A 21204-nucleotide genomic window follows, 5' to 3' on the forward strand; every position below is an offset into this window, starting at 1 on the left:
CCTCATACGTGGAGTCCGCACTCTGTCTTGTCGAGCCCCGCCCAGCGGCCGGCCCTCGGGTCCTCGCCCGGCGCGACGCGCCGGGTGCACGGCTGGCAGCCGATCGACGGGTAGCCGTCGTGGAGCAGGGGGTTGAGCACCACCTGGTGCCGCGCGGCGTACGCGAGCAGGTCGTCGAACGACCACGCCGCGAGCGGGTTGATCTTCACGAGCCCGTTCTTCTCGTCGAAGGTGACGAGCGGCGTGCCGGTCCGGGTCGGCGCCTCGTCGCGGCGCACGCCCGTGACCCACACCTCGTAGCCCGCGAGCGTGCGGTGCAGCGGCTCGACCTTGCGCAGCTGGCAGCACAGCGCCGGGTCGCGACCGAACAGGTCCTTGCCGTGCGCCGCGTCCTGCTGGGCGACCGTGAGCTCGGGCCTGACGTCGACGATCGTCACGTCCAGCTGCTGCTCGACGGCGTCCCGCGTCCCGACGGTCTCGGCGAAGTGGTAGCCCGTGTCGAGGAAGAGCACGTCGACCCACGGGATCTGCGCCGCGACGACGTGGGGGAGCACCGCGTCGGCCATGGAGCACGCGACCGCGACGGACGTCCCGAACTCGCGTGCGGCCCAGGCGACGACCTCGTCGGCGGTCGCCTCCGGGCGCGTGGCGCCCGCGACGCCGGGCGTGCCCACGCCGTGCAGCAGCTCGGCGCCGCGCCGCGCGATCTCGCGCAGCTCGTCGGTCGAGCGCTTCTCCCGGCCCTGGGCGGCCTGCCGCGCACGCTCCGCGTGGTGCGCGGCCTTCGCCTCCTCGCGCTGCTCCGTCCGGGCCCGCGCCGCGGCACGCAGCGCCGCGAGCGGGTCGGTGCCCGCAGGAGCACCGGGCACTCCGGTCAGGTCCGCGGTCATCGGAGCGCCTCCTCGTCCGCGCGGTGCGCCCACTCGGCGAACGTCTCGGAGCCGTCCTTGTCGCTCTCGTAGCGCCGGACGACGCGCTCGACGTAGTCGGTGAGGTCGTCCGCGGTCACCTTGAGCCCGCGGACGGTCCGGCCCAGCCCCGCGAGCTCGCGGTCGTCGGAGGCCAGCCCACCGCCCAGGTGGACCTGGAAGCCCGGGACCTGCTGGCCGTCGTCGTCCATGACGAGCTGGCCCTTGAGGCCGATGTCCGCCGTCTGGATGCGCGCGCACGAGTTGGGGCAGCCGTTGACGTGCAGGGAGAGCGGCTTCATCTGGGACAGGTCCCCGAGCCGCTGCTCGAGCTCGTCGATCGTCGCGGTCGCGGTGTCCTTCGTGTCGACGATCGCGAGCTTGCAGTACTCGATGCCGGTGCACGCGATCGTGCTGCGCCGGAACGGGCTCGGCCGGGCGTCGAGGCCGTTCTCCTTGAGCGTCGACACGACGTGCTCGACGTGCTCGTCCGGGACGTCGAGCACCAGGAGCTTCTGGTGCGGGGTGAGGCGCACGCGGTGCGACCCGACCGACTCCGCGAGGTCGGCGACGTTCGCGAGGATCGTGCCGGACACGCGCCCGACGTACGGCGCCGCCCCGACGTAGTTGAGCCCGTCCTTCTGCTTGTGCACGCCCACGTGGTCGCCGGGGACGGACGGCTTGGGCGCCGGGGGGCCGTCGGGCAGCGCGTACCCGAGGTACTCGGTCTCGAGGATCTCGCGGAACTTCTCCGGACCCCAGTCGGCGAGCAGGAACTTCAGGCGTGCCTTGTTACGCAGCCGGCGGTAGCCGTAGTCGCGGAAGATCTGCACGACGCCGTGCCACACGTCGGGCACCTGCTCCTCGGTGACGAACGCCCCGAGGCGCTCCCCGAGACGCGGGTTCGCGGACAGGCCGCCGCCGACCCACAGGTCGAACCCGACGCCCAGCTCGGGGTGGCGGTGCGCGACGAACGCGACGTCGTTGATCTCGTGGACGACGTCCTGGCTCGGGTGGCCGGTGAGCGCCGTCTTGAACTTGCGGGGCAGGTTCGCGAGCTCGGGGACGCCGATGTACTTCTCGGTGATCCCCGCGACGGCCGGGCCGATGTCGACGAGCTCGTCGGCGGCGATGCCCGCGACCGGGCTGCCGAGCACGACGCGCGGGACGTCGCCGCACGCCTCGGTCGTCTGCAGCCCGACCGACTCCAGGCGGCGCCAGATCTCGGGGACGTCCTCGACCTCGACCCAGTGGAGCTGGATGTTCTGGCGGTCGGTGATGTCCGCGCTGTCGCGGGCGAACTCCGTCGAGATGCCCGCGACGACGCGCAGCTGCTCCGTCGTGAGCGCCCCGCCGTCGATGCGGACCCGGAGCATGAAGTACCGGTCCTCGAGCTCGTGCGGCTCGAGCGTCGCGGTCCGGCCGCCGTCGATCCCGGGCTTGCGCTGCGTGTACAGGCCCCACCAGCGGAAGCGTCCGTGGAGGTCGTCGCCGGGGATGGAGTCGAAGCCGTCGCGCGCGTAGATCGTCTCGATGCGCTCGCGGACGGACAGGCCGCCGTCCTCCTGCTTCCACTTCTCGTTCGCGTTGAGCGGCTCGGTGCCGTCGACCTTCCACTGCCCGTTCGGTCGAGCGGCGCGCGCGGGGCGGTCTCCCGGCGTCCGGGCTGGGCGCTCGGCGGTCCGTGGCGGACGGGCGGGAGGAGCGCTGCCGTCCGTGGCCTCGGGCGCAGTCGGTGCCTGCGTCATCGGGGTTCCTCGTGTCCTCGTCGGGGGCGGGGACGCGCGACGGCGAGCGCTCAGCGAGGGTGCTGCGAGTGGCTGAGGACCGACGGCGCGCGCCGGTTCTCAGGGGTTCTCGGGAAGAGAGGCGAGCGATGGCTCGCGCTGAGTCGGGCGCGGTTCAGCGACAACAGCTCAGACACGTGTGCGCGCACGCCGGCGTCCCGTGACCGGAGGTCACGAGGAGGGTGCGGGCAGCCGTGGTCATGCCGAGAACAGTAGCCGCGGTCCGGACGCGTGGACAGCCCCGGTCCGCATGGTGGGAAACTGGAAATAGTAGACCGATTCAGTCTGCTTTGTCGAGGGCCGTGGGTCACCGGACGCATCTCACCTTGTGCAAAGTTTCACGACAGGGTCGTCAGCAAATACCATGGGGCCATGGAGTTCCTCTACAACGTCTTCGTCGCGCTGCACTTCATCGGGTGGGCCATCGTGCTCGGTGGCTACCTCGCGTCCCTGCGCTCGCCGGGCCTGTACAAGGGCGTCTTCCACGGGGCGCTCACCGCGCTCGTCGCGGGGATCGCGATGGTCGGGATCGGCGAGGCCTCGGTCTGGGAGACCTGGACGAATGGCGGGCCGGACATGGCCAAGATCGGCGTCAAGCTGGTAGTCGCCCTCGTCATCGCCGTCCTCGCGTTCGTCGCCAAGCGCCAGGGGGCCAAGTCCTCCGACGGCGCCGTGGCGCCGGGCCTCAAGCACGCCATCGGCGGCCTGACCCTCGTCAACATCCTCGTCGCCGTGTTCTGGAACTGACCGCACCACCGGTACCCGGCCCGTCGACGCTCCGCGTCGGCGGGCCGTCGTCGTCCCGGGAAGCGTTGACCTGGATCTAGGTGCATGGTCCACTAGTCGTATGGTCCTTCGATACCTCGTGCTCGGGCTCCTCACAGTCCGGCCCATGACCGGCTACGACCTCAAGCGCGCGTTCGACACCTCCGTGCACCATTTCTGGGCCGCGGACCGCTCGCAGCTCTACCGCACGCTCGCGGCCCTCGTCGACGCGGGCCTCGCGGAGGTGGAGGTCGTGCCGCAGGAGAGCTACCCCGACCGCAAGGTCCACACGATCACCGCCGCGGGCCGCGCGGCGCTCCGCGACTGGCTCGCCGCGCCGATCGAGCCGGAGGACGCGCGTGAGCCCTTCCTCGGGCGGCTGTTCTTCGCCGACCAGCTCGACGACGCAGGCGTCGGAAAGCTCCTCGCGTCCCGCCGCGCGCAGGCGGAGGAGGCGGTCGCGGCGCTCACCGCCGAGCACGAGCGCGTCGCCGCCGTCCTCGCCGACGGCGGTCCCGACGCCGACCGCGTCCGCGGCACCCGCGGGCTCGCCCTGCGTCTCGCCACGCTCCGCCACGGCCTCGCGCACGCCCGGACCGAGCTCGCGTGGCTCGACGAGACCGAGCGGGAGGTGCTCCCGTGACCACGCCGGACGCCGTCGGACGCCACCCCGCGACGCCGCCCGACGGGTCCGGGGCGGACGAGGTCTCCGTCGTCCTGCTGCACGGCGGCAACGTCGCGTCGTGGATGTGGGAGCCGCAGGTCGAGCACCTCGCCGACCTCGACGTCCGGACGCCGGACCTGCCCGGCTTCGGGTCCCGGGCGGCCGAGGACGTCGTGTCGCTGGACGCCACCGCCGACGACGTGGCCGCCCTCGTCGCGGCGCTGCCCGCGGGCCGGGCCGTGCACCTCGTCGGGCTGTCGTACGGCGGGATCGTCGCCCTCCGGGTCGCGGCACGGCACCCCGGGCTCGTGCACTCCGTCCTCGCGTCCGGCGCGGCGGTCGACGGCGTGCCCGGGCTCGCCGGCGCCGTCGGGCGCGCGCAGCTCAGGGTGTGGGACCGGCGCTGGTACTGGGAGGCGCAGGCGCGAGCCTTCCGCCTCCCCGCCGACGCGCGCGACCTCTTCGTCCGGTCCGGCCTCGCGATCCGCCGCGACAACATGGCCCGCACCCTGCGCGACGTCTACGGCGGCTGCTGGCCGACCGGCCTCGAGGCGTCGGGTACGCGCATCCTCGCCGTCGCGGGCTCGCGCGACCTGCGCGCCGCGCGCTCCGCGCTCGGGACGATCGCCCGCCGGGTGCCGGACGCCGTCGTCCGCCTCGCGCCCGGCATGCACCACCAGTGGAGCGCGGAGGACCCCGACCTGTTCAGCGCGATGATCCGCTCGTGGGTGGTCGACGGCGTCGCACACCCCCGGCTGGTCCCGCCCGCGGGGCGTGCGTAGCGCGCCGGACGTGCGAGGGTTTCCCCCGTGAGCGTCGGTGGAGAGGTCCTCGTCGGGCTGGCGATCCTGGTCGGGCTGATCGGGATCGTCGTGCAGATCCTGCCCGGGAACGTGCTCGTGCTCGGGGCGATCCTCGTGTGGGCGATCGTCACGGGCGGCACGGCGGCCTGGGTCGTCTTCGCGGTCGCGGCCGTGCTCGTCGTCGCCGCCGAGGTGTCGCAGTACGTCCTCGCGGGTCGGCACATGCGCCGGGCGGACGTCCCGTGGTCGACCCTCGTGTGGGGCGGTATCGCGGGCGTCGTCGGGTTCTTCGTCATCCCGGTGGTCGGGCTCTTCATCGGGTTCGTGCTCGCCGTGTTCCTCGCCGAGCTCGTGCGCCGCCGCGACCGGCGCGCCGCCTGGCGCGCGACGGTCGCCGCGATGCAGGCGACCGGCATCACGATCCTCGTCCAGCTCCTCGGCGGGCTGCTCGCCGCCGCGACGTGGGGCGTCGGGCTCGCGATCACCTGACCCGGGGGTGTCCCCGGTCAGCCGGGGCGCTCCATCACGTAGAGGGTGTTGCCGTCGGCGTCGCGCAGCGCGAACATCGGCGGGACCCCCTCCCAGCGCAGGAGCTCGCCTGTGTCCGCGCCCGCCGCGGTGAGCGTCGCGTGGTCGCCCGCGGCGTCCGTCGTCGTGAGGCGGATGCCGGTGTCGACGCCCGCGCCGCGGCCGCCGTCGGCCGGGACGAGCGCGACGGACGTCCCGGCGCCCGGGGGCGCGACCTCGATCCAGCGGAAGCCCTCCTGGAGCTCGCCGTCCATGCGGAGCTCGAAGCCGAGCGTCCCGGTGTAGTAGGCGAGCGCGCGGTCCTGGTCGGTGACCGGGATCGCGACGGTGTGCACGCCCGTGAGGTGCGTCGTCGTCATGGGGACTCCTTCGTGGTGCGGGCCGTGCTGCGCGCACGTGCGGCGGACGAAGGAGAGACCGGGCCGGGCGGCAGGACTCATCGGCACGACCCGCCGGTGAGGACCGTCGGCGGACGCGCCGGCCGGGCGGTGCCGGGTGTGGGTGCGGGCGCCTAGGCTGGAGGGGCTATGGCTTCGCTCTTCGAGAACCTCCCGCTGCCCGGCCTCGACACGCTGTTCGACGGCCCGCGCGTCGACCACGGCGGCGAGTCCCGCCTCCCGCGGACCGCCCCGCGCTGGACCGACGACCCGGCCGTGCCCGACGGCGCGGGGTCGCCCGCCGGGGACGGCGCGCCGGGCACGACCGGCGGTGCGCCGTCGGGCGAGCGCCGCGGCCGGTACGCGCACCTCGACCCCGACGCGCTGCTCGACGGGCTCAACCCGCAGCAGCGCGAGGCCGTCGTGCACGCGGGCGGACCGCTGCTCATCGTCGCGGGCGCCGGGTCGGGCAAGACGCGCGTGCTGACGCACCGCATCGCGCACCTGCTCGCCACGGGCCGGGCGCGCGCGGGCCAGATCCTCGCGATCACGTTCACCAACAAGGCCGCGGCCGAGATGCGCGAGCGCGTCGAGGCGCTCGTCGGGCCGTCGGCGCGGAACATGTGGGTCTCCACGTTCCACTCGGCGTGCGTGCGCATCCTGCGGCGCGAGGCGAAGACGCTCGGCCTGCGGTCGAGCTTCTCGATCTACGACGCCGCGGACTCCCAGCGGCTCATCACCCTCGTCACGCGCGAGCTCGACCTGGACCCGAAGAAGTACCCGGCCCGGTCGCTCGCCAACAAGATCTCAGACCTCAAGAACGAGCTCATCGATCCCGAGACCTACGCCCGCGACTCCGGCGCCCACGCGACGGACGACGGCCTCGCAGCGCGGGCCGGCCAGCACGGCGCGAACGTGCCCGAGTTCGACCAGGTGCTCGCCGACGTCTACACGCGTTACCAGGCCCGTCTCGTCGCGGCCAGCGCGCTCGACTTCGACGACATCATCATGACCACGGTGAACCTGCTCCAGGCGTTCCCCGCGGTCGCCGAGCACTACCGCCGCCGGTTCCGCCACGTGCTCGTCGACGAGTACCAGGACACCAACCACGCGCAGTACGTGCTCGTGCGCGAGCTCGCGGGCGTGGGGGAGGACTCCGCGGCGACCGACGCGGCGACGAGCGGCACGGGCGAGGCGCAGGTCCCCGCGCTCGACCCTGCCGAGCTCACGGTCGTCGGCGATGCCGACCAGTCGATCTACGCGTTCCGCGGCGCGACGATCCGCAACATCCTCGAGTTCGAGGCCGACTACCCGGACGCCCGGACCATCCTGCTCGAGCAGAACTACCGCTCGACCCAGAACATCCTCTCGGCCGCCAACGCCGTCATCTCGCGCAACCCCGACCGCAAGCCCAAGCGCCTGTGGACGGACTCCGGCGCGGGCGCGAAGGTCATCGGCTACGTCGCGGACAACGAGCACGAGGAGGCGCGGTTCGTCGCGGAGGAGATCGACCGCCTCGGCGACACCGAGGGCGTGCGCCCCGGCGACGTCGCGGTCTTCTACCGCACGAACGCGCAGTCCCGCGCGCTGGAGGAGGTACTCATCCGCGTCGGCCTGCCGTACAAGGTCGTCGGGGGCACGCGCTTCTACGAGCGGCGCGAGGTCAAGGACGCCGTGGCGTATCTGCGCGCGATCGACAACCTCGACGACGACGTCAACCTGCGCCGCGTCCTCAACGTGCCCAAGCGCGGTCTCGGCGACCGCGCCGAGGGCGCCGTCGCGGCGCTCGCGGACCGCGAGCGCATCTCGTTCGGCGCGGCGCTGGCCCGCATCGACGAGATCCCCGGCCTGACGAACCGCACGCTCAACCCGCTGCGCGCCTTCGCGGAGCTGATGACCGGGCTGCGCGAGCTCGCCGACTCCGGCGCGAGCCCGTCCGAGATCCTCGGCGCCGTCCTCGACCGCACGGGCTACCTCGCCGAGCTGCGCGCGAGCGACGACCCGCAGGACGCGACGCGCGTCGAGAACCTCGCCGAGCTGCACGCCGTCGCGACGGAGTTCAGCGAGCTCGACCCCGAGGGCACGCTGTCCGACTTCCTCGAGCGCGTCTCGCTCGTCGCCGACGCGGACCAGATCCCCGCGGACGACGGCGCCGACGAGGAGGACGAGGGCGAGGAGAAGGAGGACCCGGGCGTCGTCACGCTCATGACCCTGCACACCGCGAAGGGTCTCGAGTTCCCCGTCGTCTTCCTCACCGGCATGGAGGACGGCACGTTCCCGCACATGCGGTCCCTGCACGACGACGCCGAGCTCGCCGAGGAGCGCCGCCTCGCCTACGTGGGCATCACCCGCGCGCGCGAGCGGCTCTACGTGTCGCGGTCCGCGGTGCGCTCCGCGTGGGGCATGGCGAACGAGTTCCCGCCGAGCCGGTTCCTCGAGGAGATCCCCGAGGAGCTGTGGGACTGGCGGCGGCGCGAGTCGTCGATGGCGACGCTGCGCGCGGGCGGGTCCGTCTGGGGCCGCGGCTCGGGCTCGTGGTCCGGTTCGCGTTCCGGATTCGGGTCGGGGGCGCGGACAGGCGCCGACGACGACGGGTCTACCATCCGCGGCCCTCGTTCCTCGGGCCGCTCCCGCCAGACCCGCCACGACCCGTCGTCGTCGGCCCCTGCCCGCGCCGCGTTCGGCTCGCCTTCCGGCGGGGCGAAGTTCGGGTCGGCGACGCCGCGGGCCGACGGGGACGTGCCGAGCCTCGCCGTCGGCGACAAGGTCACGCACGACGCGTACGGGCTCGGGACGGTCGTCTCGCTCGAGGGCGCGGGGCCGAACGCCGTCGCGAAGATCGACTTCGGCGCGGACGGCACCAAGCGGCTGCTGCTGCGGTACTCGCCCGTCACCAAGCTCTGACGCACCACGCGCCGCCACGCAGGGCGCTCGACCGGCCGGTCGAGCGCCCTGCGTGCGCGGGGGACGTCTGCCGCGTCAGCCGATCGTGCCGAGCGCGCGGTAGGCGAGGACGAACGCCGTCGCGACGACGGCGGTGCCTCCCGCGGCGACGGCCACCGGGACGGGCCCGCGCAGACGTCGGGTCAGCATCGCGGCGAGCAGGACGAGCGACGCGAGCCCGATCACCACCCAGTACGTGGCACCCGTCGTCTCGACGACCGTGGTGAGCCCGTACACCGACTCGCCGAGACCGATGCCCGCGAGCACCGCCGTGCCGAGAGCCGCGCGCACCCCCGCCCGCCACAGCCACGCCGCCGCGACCCCGACGAACGGGCCGACGACGAGACCGACCACCCCGAACAGCGTCGGGTCGTAGAAGAACCCGCGCAGGTCGGCGGCGACCGTGTACCCGAGGGTGAGCAGCACGAAGCTCGCGGCACCGAGCACGGCGGCGTGCCAGGTCCGCGTCCGCGCGTCGCGGGCGGCCCAGGCGACGAGGAGCGCCGTGACCAGCGTCCAGCCGCTCGCCGAGTTCGCGAAGGGGGCTGCGGCGTCGGGCAGGAAGCCCTGGGCGAAGGACGTGAGGCCGCCGAGCAGGAAGCTCGCGGCGAGCACGACGGCGCCCCGCGCCCACGGCTGTCCACCGGGCGCCGGGGCGCCGGCGTGGCGACCCGGCGCGGAGCGCGTGCGGAGGGCGGGGGCGTCGGAGCGGGAGTCCGAGCGGCGGGGGAGCGCAGTCTGGTCGGGCACACCCCGACGGTAGGCGCGGCTCCGCGGCGGGGCGTCAGCCCGTCGTCGGGCACGAGCGCGTGCCCGGTCCTACCGTGGCAGGACGACCGAGCCCGAGGAGCCTGCCGTGACCCAGCCGTCGGCCGCCCGTCCCGCCCCCTGGCCCGACCTCGACGTGCGCCGCTGGGAGCCGACGCGCCGGCCGCTGCACCTGTTCACGCAGGTCGTCGGCAAGGTCGTGCTCGACCTCACCCCGTTCGTCAACCACTGGTGGAACGTCGCGTTCCACGTGACGTCGCGAGGGTTCGTGACCCCCGTCATGCAGGTGGGCGACCGTGCCCTCGACGTCGAGATCGACCTCGTGGGGGAGTGGGTCGCGTTCCGCACGTCCGACGGGCGCACCGAGACGATCGGGCTGGGGCCGATGTCGGTGGCCGACTTCTACGCCCGCACCCTCGCGTGCCTCGACCGGCTCGACGTCTCCGTGCGCGTCTGGTCGACGCCGCGCGAGATCCCCGACCCTGTGCCGTTCGAGCAGGACACCGCGGTCGGGGAGTGGGACGGCGAGCTCACCCGCACCTGGCTCGCGACCGTGCAGCGCGTCGTCGCGGTCATGGAGCGGTTCCGCTCCGGGTTCTACGGCAAGTCCAGCGGGCCGCGCTTCTACTGGGGCGCGTTCGACCTGGGGCTCACGCTGTTCAACGGGAAGCCGCACCCGCAGCCGGACGACCTCGAGCCCATCAACCGCTACGCGGAGAACGCGGAGAACGTCGCCGTCGGCTACTGGCCGGGGGACCCGACGACGCACGCCGACCAGGTGTACGCCTACGCCTACCCGGAGCCGCCCGGCGCCGCTGGCCTCGACCTGGCGCCCGGGTACTGGGACCCCGGCCTGCGCGAGGCGGTGCTCCCGTGCGGCGTGCTGCGCGACGCCGCCGACCCCGACGCCGTGCTGCTCGCGTTCTTCGAGCGCTCGTACCGCGGGCTGGCCAGGGCGGCCGGGTGGGACCTGGACGCGTTCACCGGGCCGGTCCCGCCGGACTGACCGCGGGCACGCCGAGCCCGCGCGTTCGACGTGCCCCGGTGCGCGCCGGTCAGGACGCGGCGCGGCGCCGGGTCGCGAGCGCGGCGCGCAGGCCGGTGTCGTCGGACCCGGCGGCCGTGAGCGCGCCGGTGAGCGCCCGGTGCGCCGTCGAGCCCGTGCTGCGCGCGACGGCCGCGAGGACGTGGCCCGAGTCGATCACGCGCGACGCGTCGTGCACCGCCTCGCGGAGCGAGAGCTCGAGCACCTTCTTCGCCTCGGGAGTGAACGGGATGTGCGAGCGGCTTCGACGGCGCCCGCGGCCCCGTGCCTCGTCCCCCGCCCGGTCGAGCGCGCCGGGGCCGAACGCGGCGTCCGTGCGGGCCCGGACCTGGTCCAGGTCGATCCCGAGCGCCGCGAGCGCGGGGCCGTCGAGCGGGTCGAGCCCGCCGGCCGCGTCGACCTCGCGCTCGAGGTCGGCCGGACTCACGCCGACCGCACCGAGCGCGGCCGCCCCGGCGCCGCCCTCCTGCCGGGCGAGCGACAGGAGCAGGTGCACCCCGTCGATGGTGTCGTCGCCGCGCTCCCGCGCGACCTCCTGGGCGCCGACCACGGTCTCCCGGGCGTCGGCGGCGAAGCGTTCGAACATGTCACGACCTCCTCGTGGTGCGGGACGCGCCGTACTTCTTGTGCACGGCCTGACGCGTGACGCCGAGCCGGTCGGCGATCTCCTGCCAGGACCAGCCGAGCGACCGGGCGTGCTCGACCTGGAGCGCCTCGAGGCGCTCGGCCAGCACGCGCAGCGACCGCACGGCCCGCAGCCCGACGTCCGGGTCGGTGCTGCTCGCGGCGTCCATGTCGACGGGTTCCATGCGTGTCAATCTAGGTTGACGCTCGGCATGATGTCAACAGTGGTTGACGCCCGTCGTGCGGGGTGACGAAGGGAACACCGGTCCGCGAGCCGCCGCAGCGGCCCCGGATAGGCGCGCCCCGGAGCGGGGGCTACCCTGTACGGGGATGTCTTGATGTCGAGACATCGGTCATGCCGCACACGGCGCATCAGACGGAAGGACGCAGCAGGGTGGACCTGTTCGAATACCAGGCGCGTGACATCTTCGAGAAGCACGGCGTGCCCGTGCTGGGCGGGGTCGTCGCGACGACGCCCGAGGAGGCCCGCGCGGGAGCCGAGAAGCTCGGCGGGGGCACCGTGGTCGTCAAGGCCCAGGTGAAGACCGGCGGCCGCGGCAAGGCCGGCGGCGTCAAGCTCGCCCACTCGCCCGAGGAGGCCGCCGAGAAGGCGTCCGAGATCCTCGGCATGGACATCAAGGGCCACACCGTCCACCGCGTGATGGTGGCGCAGGGTGCCAAGATCGCCGAGGAGTTCTACTTCTCGGTGCTGCTGGACCGCTCGAACCGCAACTACCTCGCCATGTGCTCCGTCGAGGGCGGCATGGAGATCGAGCAGCTCGCCGTCGAGCGCCCCGAGGCGCTCGCCAAGGTCGCCGTCGACCCGATCGTGGGCATCGACGAGGCGAAGGCGCGCGAGATCGTCGACGCCGCGGGCTTCGCCGAGGAGCTCAAGGCGCCGGTCGCCGACGTCATCCGCTCGCTGTGGACCGTGTTCACGGCCGAGGACGCGACGCTCGTCGAGGTGAACCCGCTCGTCCGTACCGAGGACGGCTCGATCATCGCGCTCGACGGCAAGGTCACGCTGGACGACAACGCGTCGGAGGTCCGTCACCCGGACCACGAGGCGCTGGAGGACAAGGAGTCGACCGACCCGCTCGAGGCCAAGGCCAAGGAGAACGGCCTCAACTACGTCAAGCTCGACGGCGAGGTCGGCATCATCGGCAACGGCGCCGGGCTCGTCATGAGCACGCTCGACGTCGTCGCGTACGCGGGCGAGGAGCACGGCGGCGTCAAGCCGGCCAACTTCCTCGACATCGGCGGCGGCGCGAACGCGCAGGTGATGGCGAACGGTCTCGACGTCATCCTCAACGACCCGCAGGTCAAGTCGGTCTTCGTCAACGTCTTCGGTGGCATCACCGCGTGCGACGAGGTCGCGAAGGGCATCGTCGGCGCGCTCGAGATCCTCGGCGACGAGGCGACCAAGCCGCTCGTCGTGCGCCTCGACGGCAACAACGTGGAGCTCGGCCGCGCGATCCTGCGCGAGGCGAACCACCCGCTCGTGACCCTCGCCGAGACCATGGACGGCGGTGCCGCCAAGGCGGCCGAGCTGGCCAACGCCTGATCGCCCGTAGACGCGGAAAGCTGAGACAGAGAACACCATGTCGATCTACCTGAACTCCGACTCCAAGATCATCGTCCAGGGCATCACCGGCGGGATGGGTGCCAAGCACACCGCCCTCATGCTCGACTCGGGCGCGCAGATCGTCGGCGGCGTCAACGCCCGCAAGGCCGGCACGACCGTCACGCACAAGGACCACGAGGGCAACGACGTCACGCTGCCGGTGTTCGGCACCGTCGCCGAGGCGATGGCCGAGACGGGCGCGAACGTGTCCGTCCTGTTCGTCCCGCCGGCGTTCACCAAGGACGCCGCGATCGAGGCGATCGACGCCGAGATGCCGCTCATCGTCGTCATCACCGAGGGCGTGCCCGTCCAGGACACGGCCGAGGTCTGGGCCTACCTGCAGGGCAAGGGCACGCGCATGATCGGCCCGAACTGCCCCGGCATCATCACCCCGGGCGAGTCGCTCGCCGGCATCACCCCGCACACCATCACGGGCAAGGGCCCGGTCGGTCTCGTGTCGAAGTCGGGCACGCTGACCTACCAGATGATGTACGAGCTCAAGGACCTCGGCTTCTCGACCGCCATCGGCATCGGCGGCGACCCGATCGTCGGCACCACGCACATCGACGCGCTCGAGGCGTTCGAGAACGACCCCGAGACCAAGGCGATCGTCATGATCGGCGAGATCGGCGGCGACGCCGAGGAGCGCGCCGCGGCGTACATCAAGGAGCACGTGACGAAGCCGGTCGTCGGCTACGTCGCAGGCTTCACGGCTCCTGAGGGCAAGACGATGGGCCACGCCGGCGCCATCGTCTCCGGCTCCGCGGGCACCGCCCAGGCGAAGAAGGAGGCCCTGGAGGCCGTCGGCGTCAAGGTCGGCAAGACGCCGTCCGAGACCGCCGCGCTCCTGCGCGAGGTCCTCGCCTGACCCCTGGCTCCGTCGGCCGCACGGCCCGCTGCCACGCCGTACGACGCCCCGCGACCGGTCCGCCGGCCGCGGGGCGTCGTCGTCCCCGGGGCCGGGGGCGCCGGTAGTCTGGCGCGCCGGGGCGAATGCCCCGAACCGACCTCTCGATCGACGACGATGGGCACCATGAGCACCACCAGCACGACTCGCGGTGCGCGCACGCGCACCGTGGAAGGCAGCCCGGCACCCGCACCCGTCGGGGTGCGTCGTGCACCGTCCGGCGTGCTGGCCGCGCTCCAGGCGCTCACCCTGTCGCTCGCCGTCGTCGTGCTCCCGGGCGTCGTCGCCTTCCTGGCGTCCTCGACCGGGGCGTCCGAGGGGACGGGCTGGGGGCAGTCGGTCACCGTCGCGGCGGGCTTCTGGCTCCTCGGCCACGGCGTCCCGCTCGTCGCGAGCGGCACGACGGTCACGCTCGTCCCGCTCGGTCTCACTGCCCTCGCGCTCTTCTGCTGCTTCGCGTCGGCACGCCGCTCGGCGCACACCGCAGTCTCCGCCTGGGTGGCCGGCACCGTCACGTACGCGCTCGCGACGCTCGGCGTCGCCCTGCTCGCCGGCTCGACGCCGCCCTGGGGGCTCGGGGTCGCCGTCGTCGGGGGAGCCGTCGTCGGAGGGCTCGGGCTCGGCGGCGGGATCCTCGCGCGCCCGGACGCGCCGTTCGTCGCCGACCTCGCCGGGCGTCTCGACCGGGTCGTGCCACCGACGGTGCGCCTCGGGCTGCGGGGCGGTCTGCTCGGCACGAGCCTGCTCGCCGGGGCGTCCGCCGTGGTCGTCGGCGCGTGGCTCGTCGCGGGCCGCGCGACGTCGGGCGACATCGTCGCCGGGCTCGTCCCCGGAACCGTCGGGGGGATCGTCCTCGCACTCGGCCAGCTCGCCGTGCTGCCCAACCTCGTGGCGTGGGCCGGGGCGTGGCTCGTCGGCCCCGGGTTCGCCGTGGGCGAGGGGAGCACGTTCGCGCCCGGCGGGTCGGAGCCGGGCGCGTTGCCCGCGATCCCGCTCCTCGGGGCGCTGCCCGGCGACGACTGGACCAACGCCCTCACGCCCTGGGTGCCGGCCGGCGTCGTCGCGCTCGGCGTCGTCGCGGGCGTGTTCGTCTGGCGGCGCCTGCGCGACGTGACGGGCACCCACCCCGACGACGTCGTCCCCTGGTCCGCCGTCGTCCTCGCGCTCGCCGGCGTCGCGCTCGCGTCCGGCCTGCTCGTCGGGCTCGTGAGCTGGCTCGCCGGGGGAGCGGTGGGCCCCGGCCGGCTCGAGGTCGTGGGCGCGGAGGCGCTCGTCGTCGGTGCGCTCGCCGCGGCCGAGATCGGCGGCGGCGCCGCGCTCGCCGTCCTGTGGTCACGGCTCGAGGTCCTGGGCCGGCGCCACCGCGACGCCGGCTGAGCCGCGGAGGCGACACGGCGGGTCGGCCGGGGCCGGGTCCGGCCGGACGGCGGCCTCTGCGGCGGTCAGCTCGCGGGCGGGGTGCGCGGCGGGGTCGCGTCGAGGCTCACGACGGACGCCGGGACCGCGCACCCGGGAGACGCGGCGAGGTCCATCCTCGTCACCGCCGACCAGCCGTCCTCGGTGAGCGGGAGCTCGAACGGGGCGTCCTCGCCGGCCGCGGTGCTCGCCGCCCAGGCCTCGAGCCCGTCCGCGAGGGCGGACCAGTCCTCGGCCCAGGACCGTGCCGACCGGTCGGCGTCGAGGACGTCCGCGGGCAGCGCGCCGACGGCGGCGGCGAGCGCACGGGCACCCTGGGCGACGTCGAGCGCGGCGGCGGCGCGTCCCTCGGGAGACGTCGCTGCGGCGAGCGTCGCGCCGGCCTCCTGGACGCGCGCGCAGGGATCCGCCGCCACGGTCAGGACCCGGTCGTCCTCGACGAGCTCGGGCGCGTCGTGAGCCGCGAACGGCACGACCACCGCGACGACGCTCGCCACCAGGGCGGCCGCGACGGGGACGGCGAGCCACCACCAGCGCGACCCCGCGCGACGCAGCCCTTCCCGCGGCACGGGCGGGAGCGGCGGGGGAGCCTCGGGCGGCGTCGTCGGCGCGGTCACGCGCTCACCCTAGGGGCGCGACGTCACGAACCCGTGACGGAGCCTCGACGCGTCAGGAGGACGCGGGGGCGGGGGTGGGGAACCAGCGGGCGAACTTCTCCTCGAGCGCGTGCGTGCGCTCGACGTCGCAGCGCTTCTCGGCCGAGACGGTGATCGCGCCGTCGAGGCACTGCTGGTGCGCGAGCGCGACGTCCCACGTGACGAGCGTCGAGACCATCTGGAGCGCGAGCATGGCCGAGAGCCCGACGCCGATCCCGAGGGCCGGGACGAGCGCGCCGCGCACGCGGGCGCGCCAGACGGCCAGCAGCGCCCGGATGCCCACGACGATCGCGCCGAGCGCGAGCGCGAGGCTCACGGCCTGCCACGGGAACGGCATGGTGCTCACGACGATGACGGCGAGCAGGAGCAGGCCGAAGTGCAGGGTGCGCCGCGTCGCCTGCCGGGCGAGCTCCGGGTCGGGCTCCGCGGGCTCGGGCGGCGCGGGGCGCCGGTGGCCCGGCCCGGCCTGCTGGTCCGGGCGCGCGGGGGCCGGGGGGATCGGCGCGGGGGCGGGGCCCGGTGCAGGCGCCGGCGCGTCCGGACGCGCTCCGTCCTCCGGCTGCGCGGGCTCGGGTCGAGGCTGCTGCGGCGCGTCGGGACGGGGCGGTGCGTACGGGTTGCCCACGGGCAGCTCCTCGGTCGGTCGGGCGGCTCGCGGTACATTCTCCCATCGGAGGCTGCGTGCCCCGACGGTCGTCCCACCGGCCCGCCGCCGCGGTCGCGCTCCGTGACCCGCGACCCCTCGAAACCCCGCAGGAGCACCGTGCAGACGCCGTCCGGCCACCCCGTCGAGTCCACCTCCGCCGCCCGCGTCGTCGTGCTGCTGTCGGGGGCGGGCAGCAACCTCGCGGCGCTCCTCGCCGCGCACGACGACGCCGCGTACGGCGCGCGCGTCGTGGGCGTCGTCTCCGACAAGGCGGACGCCGGCGGCCTGGACCTCGCCCGCGAGGCGGGCGTCGCCGCCGTGGTCGTGGCCCCCGGGGACTTCGCGGACCGGGCCGCGTGGAACGAGGCCGTCGCGCAGGCGGTGGACGTGTTCCGGCCCGACCTCGTGGTCCTCGCCGGGTTCATGCGCATCCTCGGCCCCGCGTTCGTGGGCCGCTTCGCGGGCCGCACGCTCAACACCCACCCCGCGCTCCTGCCGTCCTTCCCCGGCGCGCACGGCGTGCGCGACGCGCTCGCCTACGGCGTGCGCGTCACGGGCTGCACGGTCCACGTGGTCGACGACGGCGTGGACACCGGCCCGATCGTCGCCCAGGTCGCGGTGCCGGTCGAGGACGGCGACGACGAGTCGTCGCTGCACGAGCGCATCAAGGTGGCCGAGCGCGCGCTGCTCGTCGAGACCGTGGGGCGCGTGGCGCGCGAGGGCCTGCGCGTCGACGGACGCCGGGTCGTGCTGGGCTAGTCGGCGGGCGTCTCGGCCCGTCGGCCGGAGGCGTCCTCTCCCGGCGGGGGCGCGGGGTCGTCGTCGTCCGCCGGGGGCAGGTCGCGCGGGGCGAGCACCGCGAGCACCTGGTAGGTCTCGCGGCGCGCCTCGGGGTCCGCGCGCCCCTCCTCGAGCGCGCGCGTGTTCCAGCGCCCGACGAGCTCCTGGAGCTCGCGCGACATCGTCGTCGCCTGCTCGGGGCTGAGCACGAGCGTGCTCAGCGCGAGGATCCGGTCCTCGCGCGCACCCATCGCGCTCCCGCGGCGGAACGTCTCCTCGGCCCAGGCGAGCGCCGGGCGGACGACGTGGCGCACCGCGTCCGGCGTCCCGGGCTCCACCGCGTAGGTCTCCGCGACGTTCTTCCAGACGCGGTCCCGCCGGTCCCGGGCGTGCTCGGGCGCCTCGACGATCATGCCCGCCCGGGCGAGGACCCGCAGGTGGAAGCTCACGGAGTTGGCGGGCTCCCCGGTGGCCCGGGCGAGGTCGGCCGCGCGCGCGTGCCCGAGGACGGCGAGCTCCATGAGGATCCGTTGGCGCAGCGGGTGCGCGATCGCGCGCAGCGCCGCGGGGTCCTGGACGTGGAAGGTCTCGAGCACAGGCCGAGGCTAGCAACGCCCAAGTGTTCCGCACGGGGGAGTGCTCACCACAAAGTGCGCAACGACTATTGCGCAACTCTCGTTGCGCACGTAGGTTCTCCTCCATGTCGAACCCACCCCCCGCGCCCCCGGGACCCCGCACCGCTCCGTCGTCCGACCCCGGTGCCACGGTCGGCCTCGCGCCGGACGCGCCGCCGTCGCTCCTGCGCAACCGGTCCTACCTGCTGCTCATGACCGGGCTGACCGCGGAGTCGCTCGGTGCCGGGGTGGCGCTCTTCGCGGTGCCGCTCGTGGCGTACGGGCTCACCGGGTCCGTCGTGCAGGCGGGGGTGGTGGCCGCCGTCGGGCAGGTGGGGGCGCTCCTGGCGACGCTGCCCGCGGGTGTCGTCGCCGACCGCGTGGACCGCCGCCGCCTCGTCGTGGCCGCGGCGACCGTCGGGGCGCTGCTCTGGACGACCGTCGCGGTGGCCGCCGGCGCCGGGTCGCTCTCCGCGTGGCACCTCGCCGCCGTCCTGTTCGGGGCCTCGGTCGTCGGTGCGCTCGTGGACCCGGCGACGAGCGGCGCGTTCCGCTCGGTCGTGCCGGTGCCGCAGCTCCCGACGGCGCTCGCGGCCGCCCAGGGCCGGGACGCCGTGGCGAGCCTGCTCGCCGGCCCGCTCGGCGGGGCGCTCTACGCCGTCGCGCACGCCGTGCCGCTCGCCGGGGCCGCGATCGGGCACGCGGCGACCGCGGTGTGCACGTGGCTCGTGCGCGAGCCGCTCAACGGCGACGTCGCGGCCGCGCGCGCCACCCGGCCCCTCGCGGCGCTGCGCGAGGGCCTGCGCTTCGTGTGGTCCGTGCCGCTGTTCCGCGCGCTGCTCGGCCTGTTCGTCGTCATCAACGTCGCGTTCGGCAGCCTCATGGTCGGCATCAACCTCGAGCTCGTGCGGACGGGCACCGCGCCGCTCCTCATCGGCCTGGTCGACCTCGCGGTCGGCGTGGGCGTGCTCGTCGGGGCAGTGCTCGCACCCCGGCTCGTCGCGAGGGTCCGCGCGGGGGCGCTCGTCGTCGCGGCGCTCGGGGTGCTCGCCGCGGGGTCCGTCGTCATGGCCGTGCTGGAGTCGTACGCGGTCTACCTCGCGGTGCTGCCGTTCGCCCTCCTGCTCGTCCCGGCCGTGAACGCGGGCCTGTCGGGGTACGCCGCGGCCGTCACCCCGCCGCAGCTCCAGGGCCGGCTCGCGTCCGTGCTCGGGCTCACCGGCCTCGCGGCGGGCCCGCTCGTCCCGCTCGTCGGCAGCGGGCTCCTCGACCGGTTCGGGCTCGGGGCCGCGCTCGCGGTGCTCGCGGGGCTCCTCGTCGTCACGGTCGCGGTCCTCAGCGCGGTCCGCCCGCTCTGGCGGGTCGGCACGCCCGACACCTGGGCCGACGACGCGGCCGCCCTCGCGGCGTCGGGGGTCGTGCCGGGTGCGGTCCCGGCCGAGCCGGGGGCGCCGCCGTCGGGCCGCTAGACTGGACGACGGCCGCGACTGGCGAGGGTGGGAACGACCACCGGGGAGCGGCCGGATCTACCTGCTGGAGCGTCGACCGCCTGGGCGCCTGGGTTCTGCCACTCGCGTCGGCTCCGTCGGCGCGGCGACCGCGACCCAGAGGAGCCCCTCGTCATGTCCCACCCGGCCCCGCACGTGCCCTCCGCCCCCGACGTCCAGCTCACCGACGACTCGCGGCGCCCCGTGCGCCGCGCGCTCCTGAGCGTCTACGACAAGACGGGCCTCGTCGAGCTCGCGACGGCGCTGCACGCCGCGGGTGTCGAGCTCGTCTCCACCGGCTCGACGGCGTCGACCGTCGCGGCCGCGGGCGTCCCGGTGACGAAGGTCGAGGACCTCACCGGGTTCCCCGAGTGCCTCGAGGGGCGGGTCAAGACGCTCCACCCGCGCGTGCACGCCGGCATCCTCGCGGACTCGCGCAAGGCCGACCACCTCGCGCAGCTCGACGAGCTCGGCATCGCGCCGTTCGAGCTCGTCGTCGTCAACCTCTACCCGTTCGCCGCGACCGTGGCGTCGGGCGCGGGGCCGGACGAGGTCGTCGAGCAGATCGACATCGGCGGCCCGTCGATGGTCCGCGCGGCGGCGAAGAACCACCCGAGCGTCGCGGTCGTCGTGGACCCGGCCCGGTACGACGACGTCGTCGCGGCCGTGCAGGCGGGCGGCTTCACCTACGCGCAGCGCAAGGCGCTCGCCGCCGCGGCGTTCGTGCACACCGCGACCTACGACGTCGCCGTCGCGTCCTGGATGGGCAACGTCGTCGCGCCGACGGACGCGGTCCCGGTCGAGGGCGGCGCCGAGGGCGAGACGGTGAGCACGGGCGTCCCGGCCTGGATCGGCGCCACGTGGGACCGCGCCGACGTGCTGCGGTACGGGGAGAACCCGCACCAGCGCGCCGCGCTCTACACGGTCGGCCACGGCGCGACGGGGCTCGCCCAGGCGACGCAGCTCCACGGCAAGGCGATGAGCTACAACAACTACGTCGACGCCGACGCCGCGTGGCGCGCCGCGCACGACCACGACGAGCCGGCCGTGGCGATCATCAAGCACGCGAACCCGTGCGGCATCGCGGTCGGCACGGACGTCGCCGAGGCGCACGCGCGCGCCCACGCGACCGACCCCGTGTCGGCCTACGGCGGCGTCATCGCCGCGAACCGCGTGGTGACGAAGGCAGCCGCCGAGCAGATCGCGCCCGTCTTCACCGAGGTGGTCGTGGCGCCCGGGTTCGAGCCGGACGCGCTCGAGGTGCTCCGGGCGAAGAAGAACCTGCGTCTCCTCGTCGTCGACGCCCCGCCGACGACGACCGTCGAGACCCGCCCGGTCAGCGGCGGGCTGCTCGTGCAGAGCACGGACCGGGTCGACGCGGTCGTGACCGACGCCGAGGGGAACGTCACCGGCGGCGACGCGCCCGAGCACTGGACGCTCGTCACGGGGGACGCCGCCGACGACGCGACGCTCGCCGACCTCGCTTTCGCGTGGCGCGCGATCCGCGCGGCGAAGTCGAACGCGATCCTCCTCGCGCGCGACGGGGCCGCCGTCGGGGTCGGGATGGGGCAGGTCAACCGCGTCGACTCGTGCCGCCTCGCGGTCGAGCGCGCCAACACGCTCGCGGACGGCGAGGAGCGGGCCCGGGGCGCCGTCGCGGCGTCCGACGCGTTCTTCCCGTTCGCGGACGGCCTGCAGATCCTGCTCGACGCCGGCGTGCGCGCCGTCGTCGCGCCGGGTGGGTCCATCCGCGACGCCGAGGTGATCGAGGCCGCCCGGGCCGCGGGCGTGACGATGTACTTCACGGGGACGCGTCACTTCGCGCACTGACCCGTCCCGCTCGACGGCCCGCCGGTCCTCGG

21 protein-coding genes and 1 riboswitch are annotated in these 21204 nt (G+C 74.7%); of the genes, 12 read left to right on the forward strand and 9 right to left on the reverse strand.

Annotation, left to right across the window (positions count from 1 at the left end):
* Positions 1–2 precede the first annotated feature (2 nt).
* Positions 3–890, reverse strand: coding sequence for a phosphoadenylyl-sulfate reductase (locus MT994_RS08950; RefSeq protein ID WP_354805941.1), 888 nt, complete (start codon positions 888–890; stop codon positions 3–5).
* On the reverse strand, positions 887–2656 hold the full coding sequence (locus MT994_RS08955; protein ID WP_354805942.1) for a nitrite/sulfite reductase: 1770 nt from the start codon (positions 2654–2656) through the stop codon (positions 887–889). The genes MT994_RS08950 and MT994_RS08955 overlap by 4 nt, the downstream gene beginning before the upstream one ends.
* Positions 2657–3067: 411 nt before the next feature.
* Between MT994_RS08955 and MT994_RS08960 the strand changes: the two genes are divergently transcribed.
* The 4 genes from MT994_RS08960 to MT994_RS08975 all read left to right on the forward strand — a co-directional run bounded on the left by MT994_RS08960 (position 3068) and on the right by MT994_RS08975 (position 5416).
* Positions 3068–3442: a hypothetical protein gene (locus tag MT994_RS08960; protein ID WP_354805944.1), complete on the forward strand. Its 375-nt coding sequence runs from the start codon at positions 3068–3070 to the stop codon at positions 3440–3442.
* Positions 3443–3542: 100 nt separating this feature from the next.
* A complete protein-coding gene (locus MT994_RS08965; RefSeq protein ID WP_211931928.1) occupies positions 3543–4103 on the forward strand; it encodes a PadR family transcriptional regulator in 561 nt (186 codons plus the stop codon).
* Positions 4100–4906, forward strand: coding sequence for an alpha/beta hydrolase (locus MT994_RS08970; RefSeq protein ID WP_354805945.1), 807 nt, complete (start codon positions 4100–4102; stop codon positions 4904–4906). Before MT994_RS08965 ends, MT994_RS08970 begins: the two co-directional genes overlap by 4 nt.
* Before the next feature lie 27 nt (positions 4907–4933).
* Positions 4934–5416 (forward strand): DUF456 domain-containing protein, encoded by a 483-nt coding sequence (locus MT994_RS08975; protein ID WP_076405117.1) that lies wholly within the window; start codon positions 4934–4936, stop codon positions 5414–5416.
* Between the two features lie 17 nt (positions 5417–5433).
* On the opposite strand, the gene MT994_RS08980 is transcribed toward MT994_RS08975, so the two are convergent.
* A complete protein-coding gene (locus MT994_RS08980; RefSeq protein ID WP_308820710.1) occupies positions 5434–5814 on the reverse strand; it encodes a VOC family protein in 381 nt (126 codons plus the stop codon).
* A 168-nt stretch (positions 5815–5982) separates the two neighbouring features.
* On the opposite strand from MT994_RS08980, the gene pcrA reads away from it, so the two are divergent.
* Positions 5983–8736: a DNA helicase PcrA gene (gene pcrA, locus MT994_RS08985; protein ID WP_354805948.1), complete on the forward strand. Its 2754-nt coding sequence runs from the start codon at positions 5983–5985 to the stop codon at positions 8734–8736.
* 75 nt (positions 8737–8811) lie between these two features.
* Here pcrA and MT994_RS08990 read toward each other — a convergent pair whose 3' ends face one another.
* Entirely contained in the window at positions 8812–9525 is a 714-nt protein-coding gene (locus MT994_RS08990) for a DUF6518 family protein (RefSeq protein WP_354805949.1), read from the reverse strand.
* A gap of 106 nt (positions 9526–9631) precedes the next feature.
* Between MT994_RS08990 and MT994_RS08995 the strand changes: the two genes are divergently transcribed.
* A complete protein-coding gene (locus MT994_RS08995) occupies positions 9632–10549 on the forward strand; it encodes a DUF5996 family protein (RefSeq protein ID WP_354805950.1) in 918 nt (305 codons plus the stop codon).
* A gap of 49 nt (positions 10550–10598) precedes the next feature.
* On the opposite strand, the gene MT994_RS09000 is transcribed toward MT994_RS08995, so the two are convergent.
* Positions 10599–11174, reverse strand: a complete 576-nt coding sequence (locus MT994_RS09000) for a Clp protease N-terminal domain-containing protein (RefSeq protein WP_354805951.1) — start codon at positions 11172–11174, stop codon at positions 10599–10601.
* Position 11175: 1 nt separating this feature from the next.
* On the reverse strand, positions 11176–11397 hold the full coding sequence (locus tag MT994_RS09005) for a helix-turn-helix domain-containing protein (protein WP_031316040.1): 222 nt from the start codon (positions 11395–11397) through the stop codon (positions 11176–11178).
* 209 nt (positions 11398–11606) lie between these two features.
* On the opposite strand from MT994_RS09005, the gene sucC reads away from it, so the two are divergent.
* The 3 genes from sucC (at position 11607) to MT994_RS09020 (ending at position 15120) form a co-directional block, all read left to right on the forward strand.
* Positions 11607–12776 (forward strand): ADP-forming succinate--CoA ligase subunit beta, encoded by a 1170-nt coding sequence (sucC, locus tag MT994_RS09010; RefSeq protein ID WP_021482339.1) that lies wholly within the window; start codon positions 11607–11609, stop codon positions 12774–12776.
* 37 nt (positions 12777–12813) lie between these two features.
* A complete protein-coding gene (sucD, locus tag MT994_RS09015; protein ID WP_021482340.1) occupies positions 12814–13704 on the forward strand; it encodes a succinate--CoA ligase subunit alpha in 891 nt (296 codons plus the stop codon).
* Between the two features lie 165 nt (positions 13705–13869).
* On the forward strand, positions 13870–15120 hold the full coding sequence (locus MT994_RS09020; RefSeq protein ID WP_354805953.1) for a DUF6350 family protein: 1251 nt from the start codon (positions 13870–13872) through the stop codon (positions 15118–15120).
* A gap of 65 nt (positions 15121–15185) precedes the next feature.
* Here MT994_RS09020 and MT994_RS09025 read toward each other — a convergent pair whose 3' ends face one another.
* Together MT994_RS09025 and MT994_RS09030 are read right to left on the reverse strand one after the other, a co-directional pair.
* On the reverse strand, positions 15186–15776 hold the full coding sequence (locus MT994_RS09025) for a hypothetical protein (protein WP_354805954.1): 591 nt from the start codon (positions 15774–15776) through the stop codon (positions 15186–15188).
* A gap of 52 nt (positions 15777–15828) precedes the next feature.
* Entirely contained in the window at positions 15829–16440 is a 612-nt protein-coding gene (locus MT994_RS09030) for a hypothetical protein (RefSeq protein WP_061266880.1), read from the reverse strand.
* 138 nt (positions 16441–16578) lie between these two features.
* On the opposite strand from MT994_RS09030, the gene purN reads away from it, so the two are divergent.
* The gene (gene purN / locus MT994_RS09035; RefSeq protein ID WP_354805955.1) at positions 16579–17220 is read left to right on the forward strand and encodes a phosphoribosylglycinamide formyltransferase; all 642 of its coding nucleotides are present in this window, start codon (positions 16579–16581) and stop codon (positions 17218–17220) included.
* On the opposite strand, the gene MT994_RS09040 is transcribed toward purN, so the two are convergent.
* Positions 17217–17837, reverse strand: a complete 621-nt coding sequence (locus MT994_RS09040) for a helix-turn-helix domain-containing protein (RefSeq protein ID WP_241005612.1) — start codon at positions 17835–17837, stop codon at positions 17217–17219. The two genes, purN and MT994_RS09040, sit on opposite strands and share 4 nt — an antisense overlap.
* Positions 17838–17941: 104 nt before the next feature.
* Between MT994_RS09040 and MT994_RS09045 the strand changes: the two genes are divergently transcribed.
* Together MT994_RS09045 and purH are read left to right on the forward strand one after the other, a co-directional pair.
* Complete coding sequence (locus MT994_RS09045) at positions 17942–19324, forward strand: MFS transporter (protein ID WP_354805956.1); 1383 nt, start codon at positions 17942–17944, stop codon at positions 19322–19324.
* A gap of 4 nt (positions 19325–19328) precedes the next feature.
* Positions 19329–19417, forward strand: a riboswitch (ZMP/ZTP riboswitch).
* A gap of 60 nt (positions 19418–19477) precedes the next feature.
* Positions 19478–21172, forward strand: coding sequence for a bifunctional phosphoribosylaminoimidazolecarboxamide formyltransferase/IMP cyclohydrolase (gene purH / locus MT994_RS09050; protein ID WP_354805957.1), 1695 nt, complete (start codon positions 19478–19480; stop codon positions 21170–21172).
* The last annotated feature ends 32 nt before the right edge of the window (positions 21173–21204 follow it).

This window comes from Cellulosimicrobium sp. MI9406, from assembly GCF_040595865.1.
GTDB lineage: Bacteria > Actinomycetota > Actinomycetes > Actinomycetales > Cellulomonadaceae > Cellulosimicrobium > Cellulosimicrobium funkei.

Coding starts and splice junctions, on each gene's coding strand:
- MT994_RS08950 (WP_354805941.1), bottom strand. CDS start 890: ATGACCGCGGACCTGACCGGAGTGCCCGGTGCTCCTGCGGGCACCGAC.
- MT994_RS08955 (WP_354805942.1), bottom strand. CDS start 2,656: ATGACGCAGGCACCGACTGCGCCCGAGGCCACGGACGGCAGCGCTCCT.
- MT994_RS08960 (WP_354805944.1), top strand. CDS start 3,068: ATGGAGTTCCTCTACAACGTCTTCGTCGCGCTGCACTTCATCGGGTGG.
- MT994_RS08965 (WP_211931928.1), top strand. CDS start 3,543: ATGGTCCTTCGATACCTCGTGCTCGGGCTCCTCACAGTCCGGCCCATG.
- MT994_RS08980 (WP_308820710.1), bottom strand. CDS start 5,814: ATGACGACGACGCACCTCACGGGCGTGCACACCGTCGCGATCCCGGTC.
- pcrA (WP_354805948.1), top strand. CDS start 5,983: ATGGCTTCGCTCTTCGAGAACCTCCCGCTGCCCGGCCTCGACACGCTG.
- MT994_RS09000 (WP_354805951.1), bottom strand. CDS start 11,174: ATGTTCGAACGCTTCGCCGCCGACGCCCGGGAGACCGTGGTCGGCGCC.
- MT994_RS09005 (WP_031316040.1), bottom strand. CDS start 11,397: ATGGAACCCGTCGACATGGACGCCGCGAGCAGCACCGACCCGGACGTC.
- sucD (WP_021482340.1), top strand. CDS start 12,814: ATGTCGATCTACCTGAACTCCGACTCCAAGATCATCGTCCAGGGCATC.
- MT994_RS09020 (WP_354805953.1), top strand. CDS start 13,870: ATGAGCACCACCAGCACGACTCGCGGTGCGCGCACGCGCACCGTGGAA.
- MT994_RS09045 (WP_354805956.1), top strand. CDS start 17,942: ATGTCGAACCCACCCCCCGCGCCCCCGGGACCCCGCACCGCTCCGTCG.
- purH (WP_354805957.1), top strand. CDS start 19,478: ATGTCCCACCCGGCCCCGCACGTGCCCTCCGCCCCCGACGTCCAGCTC.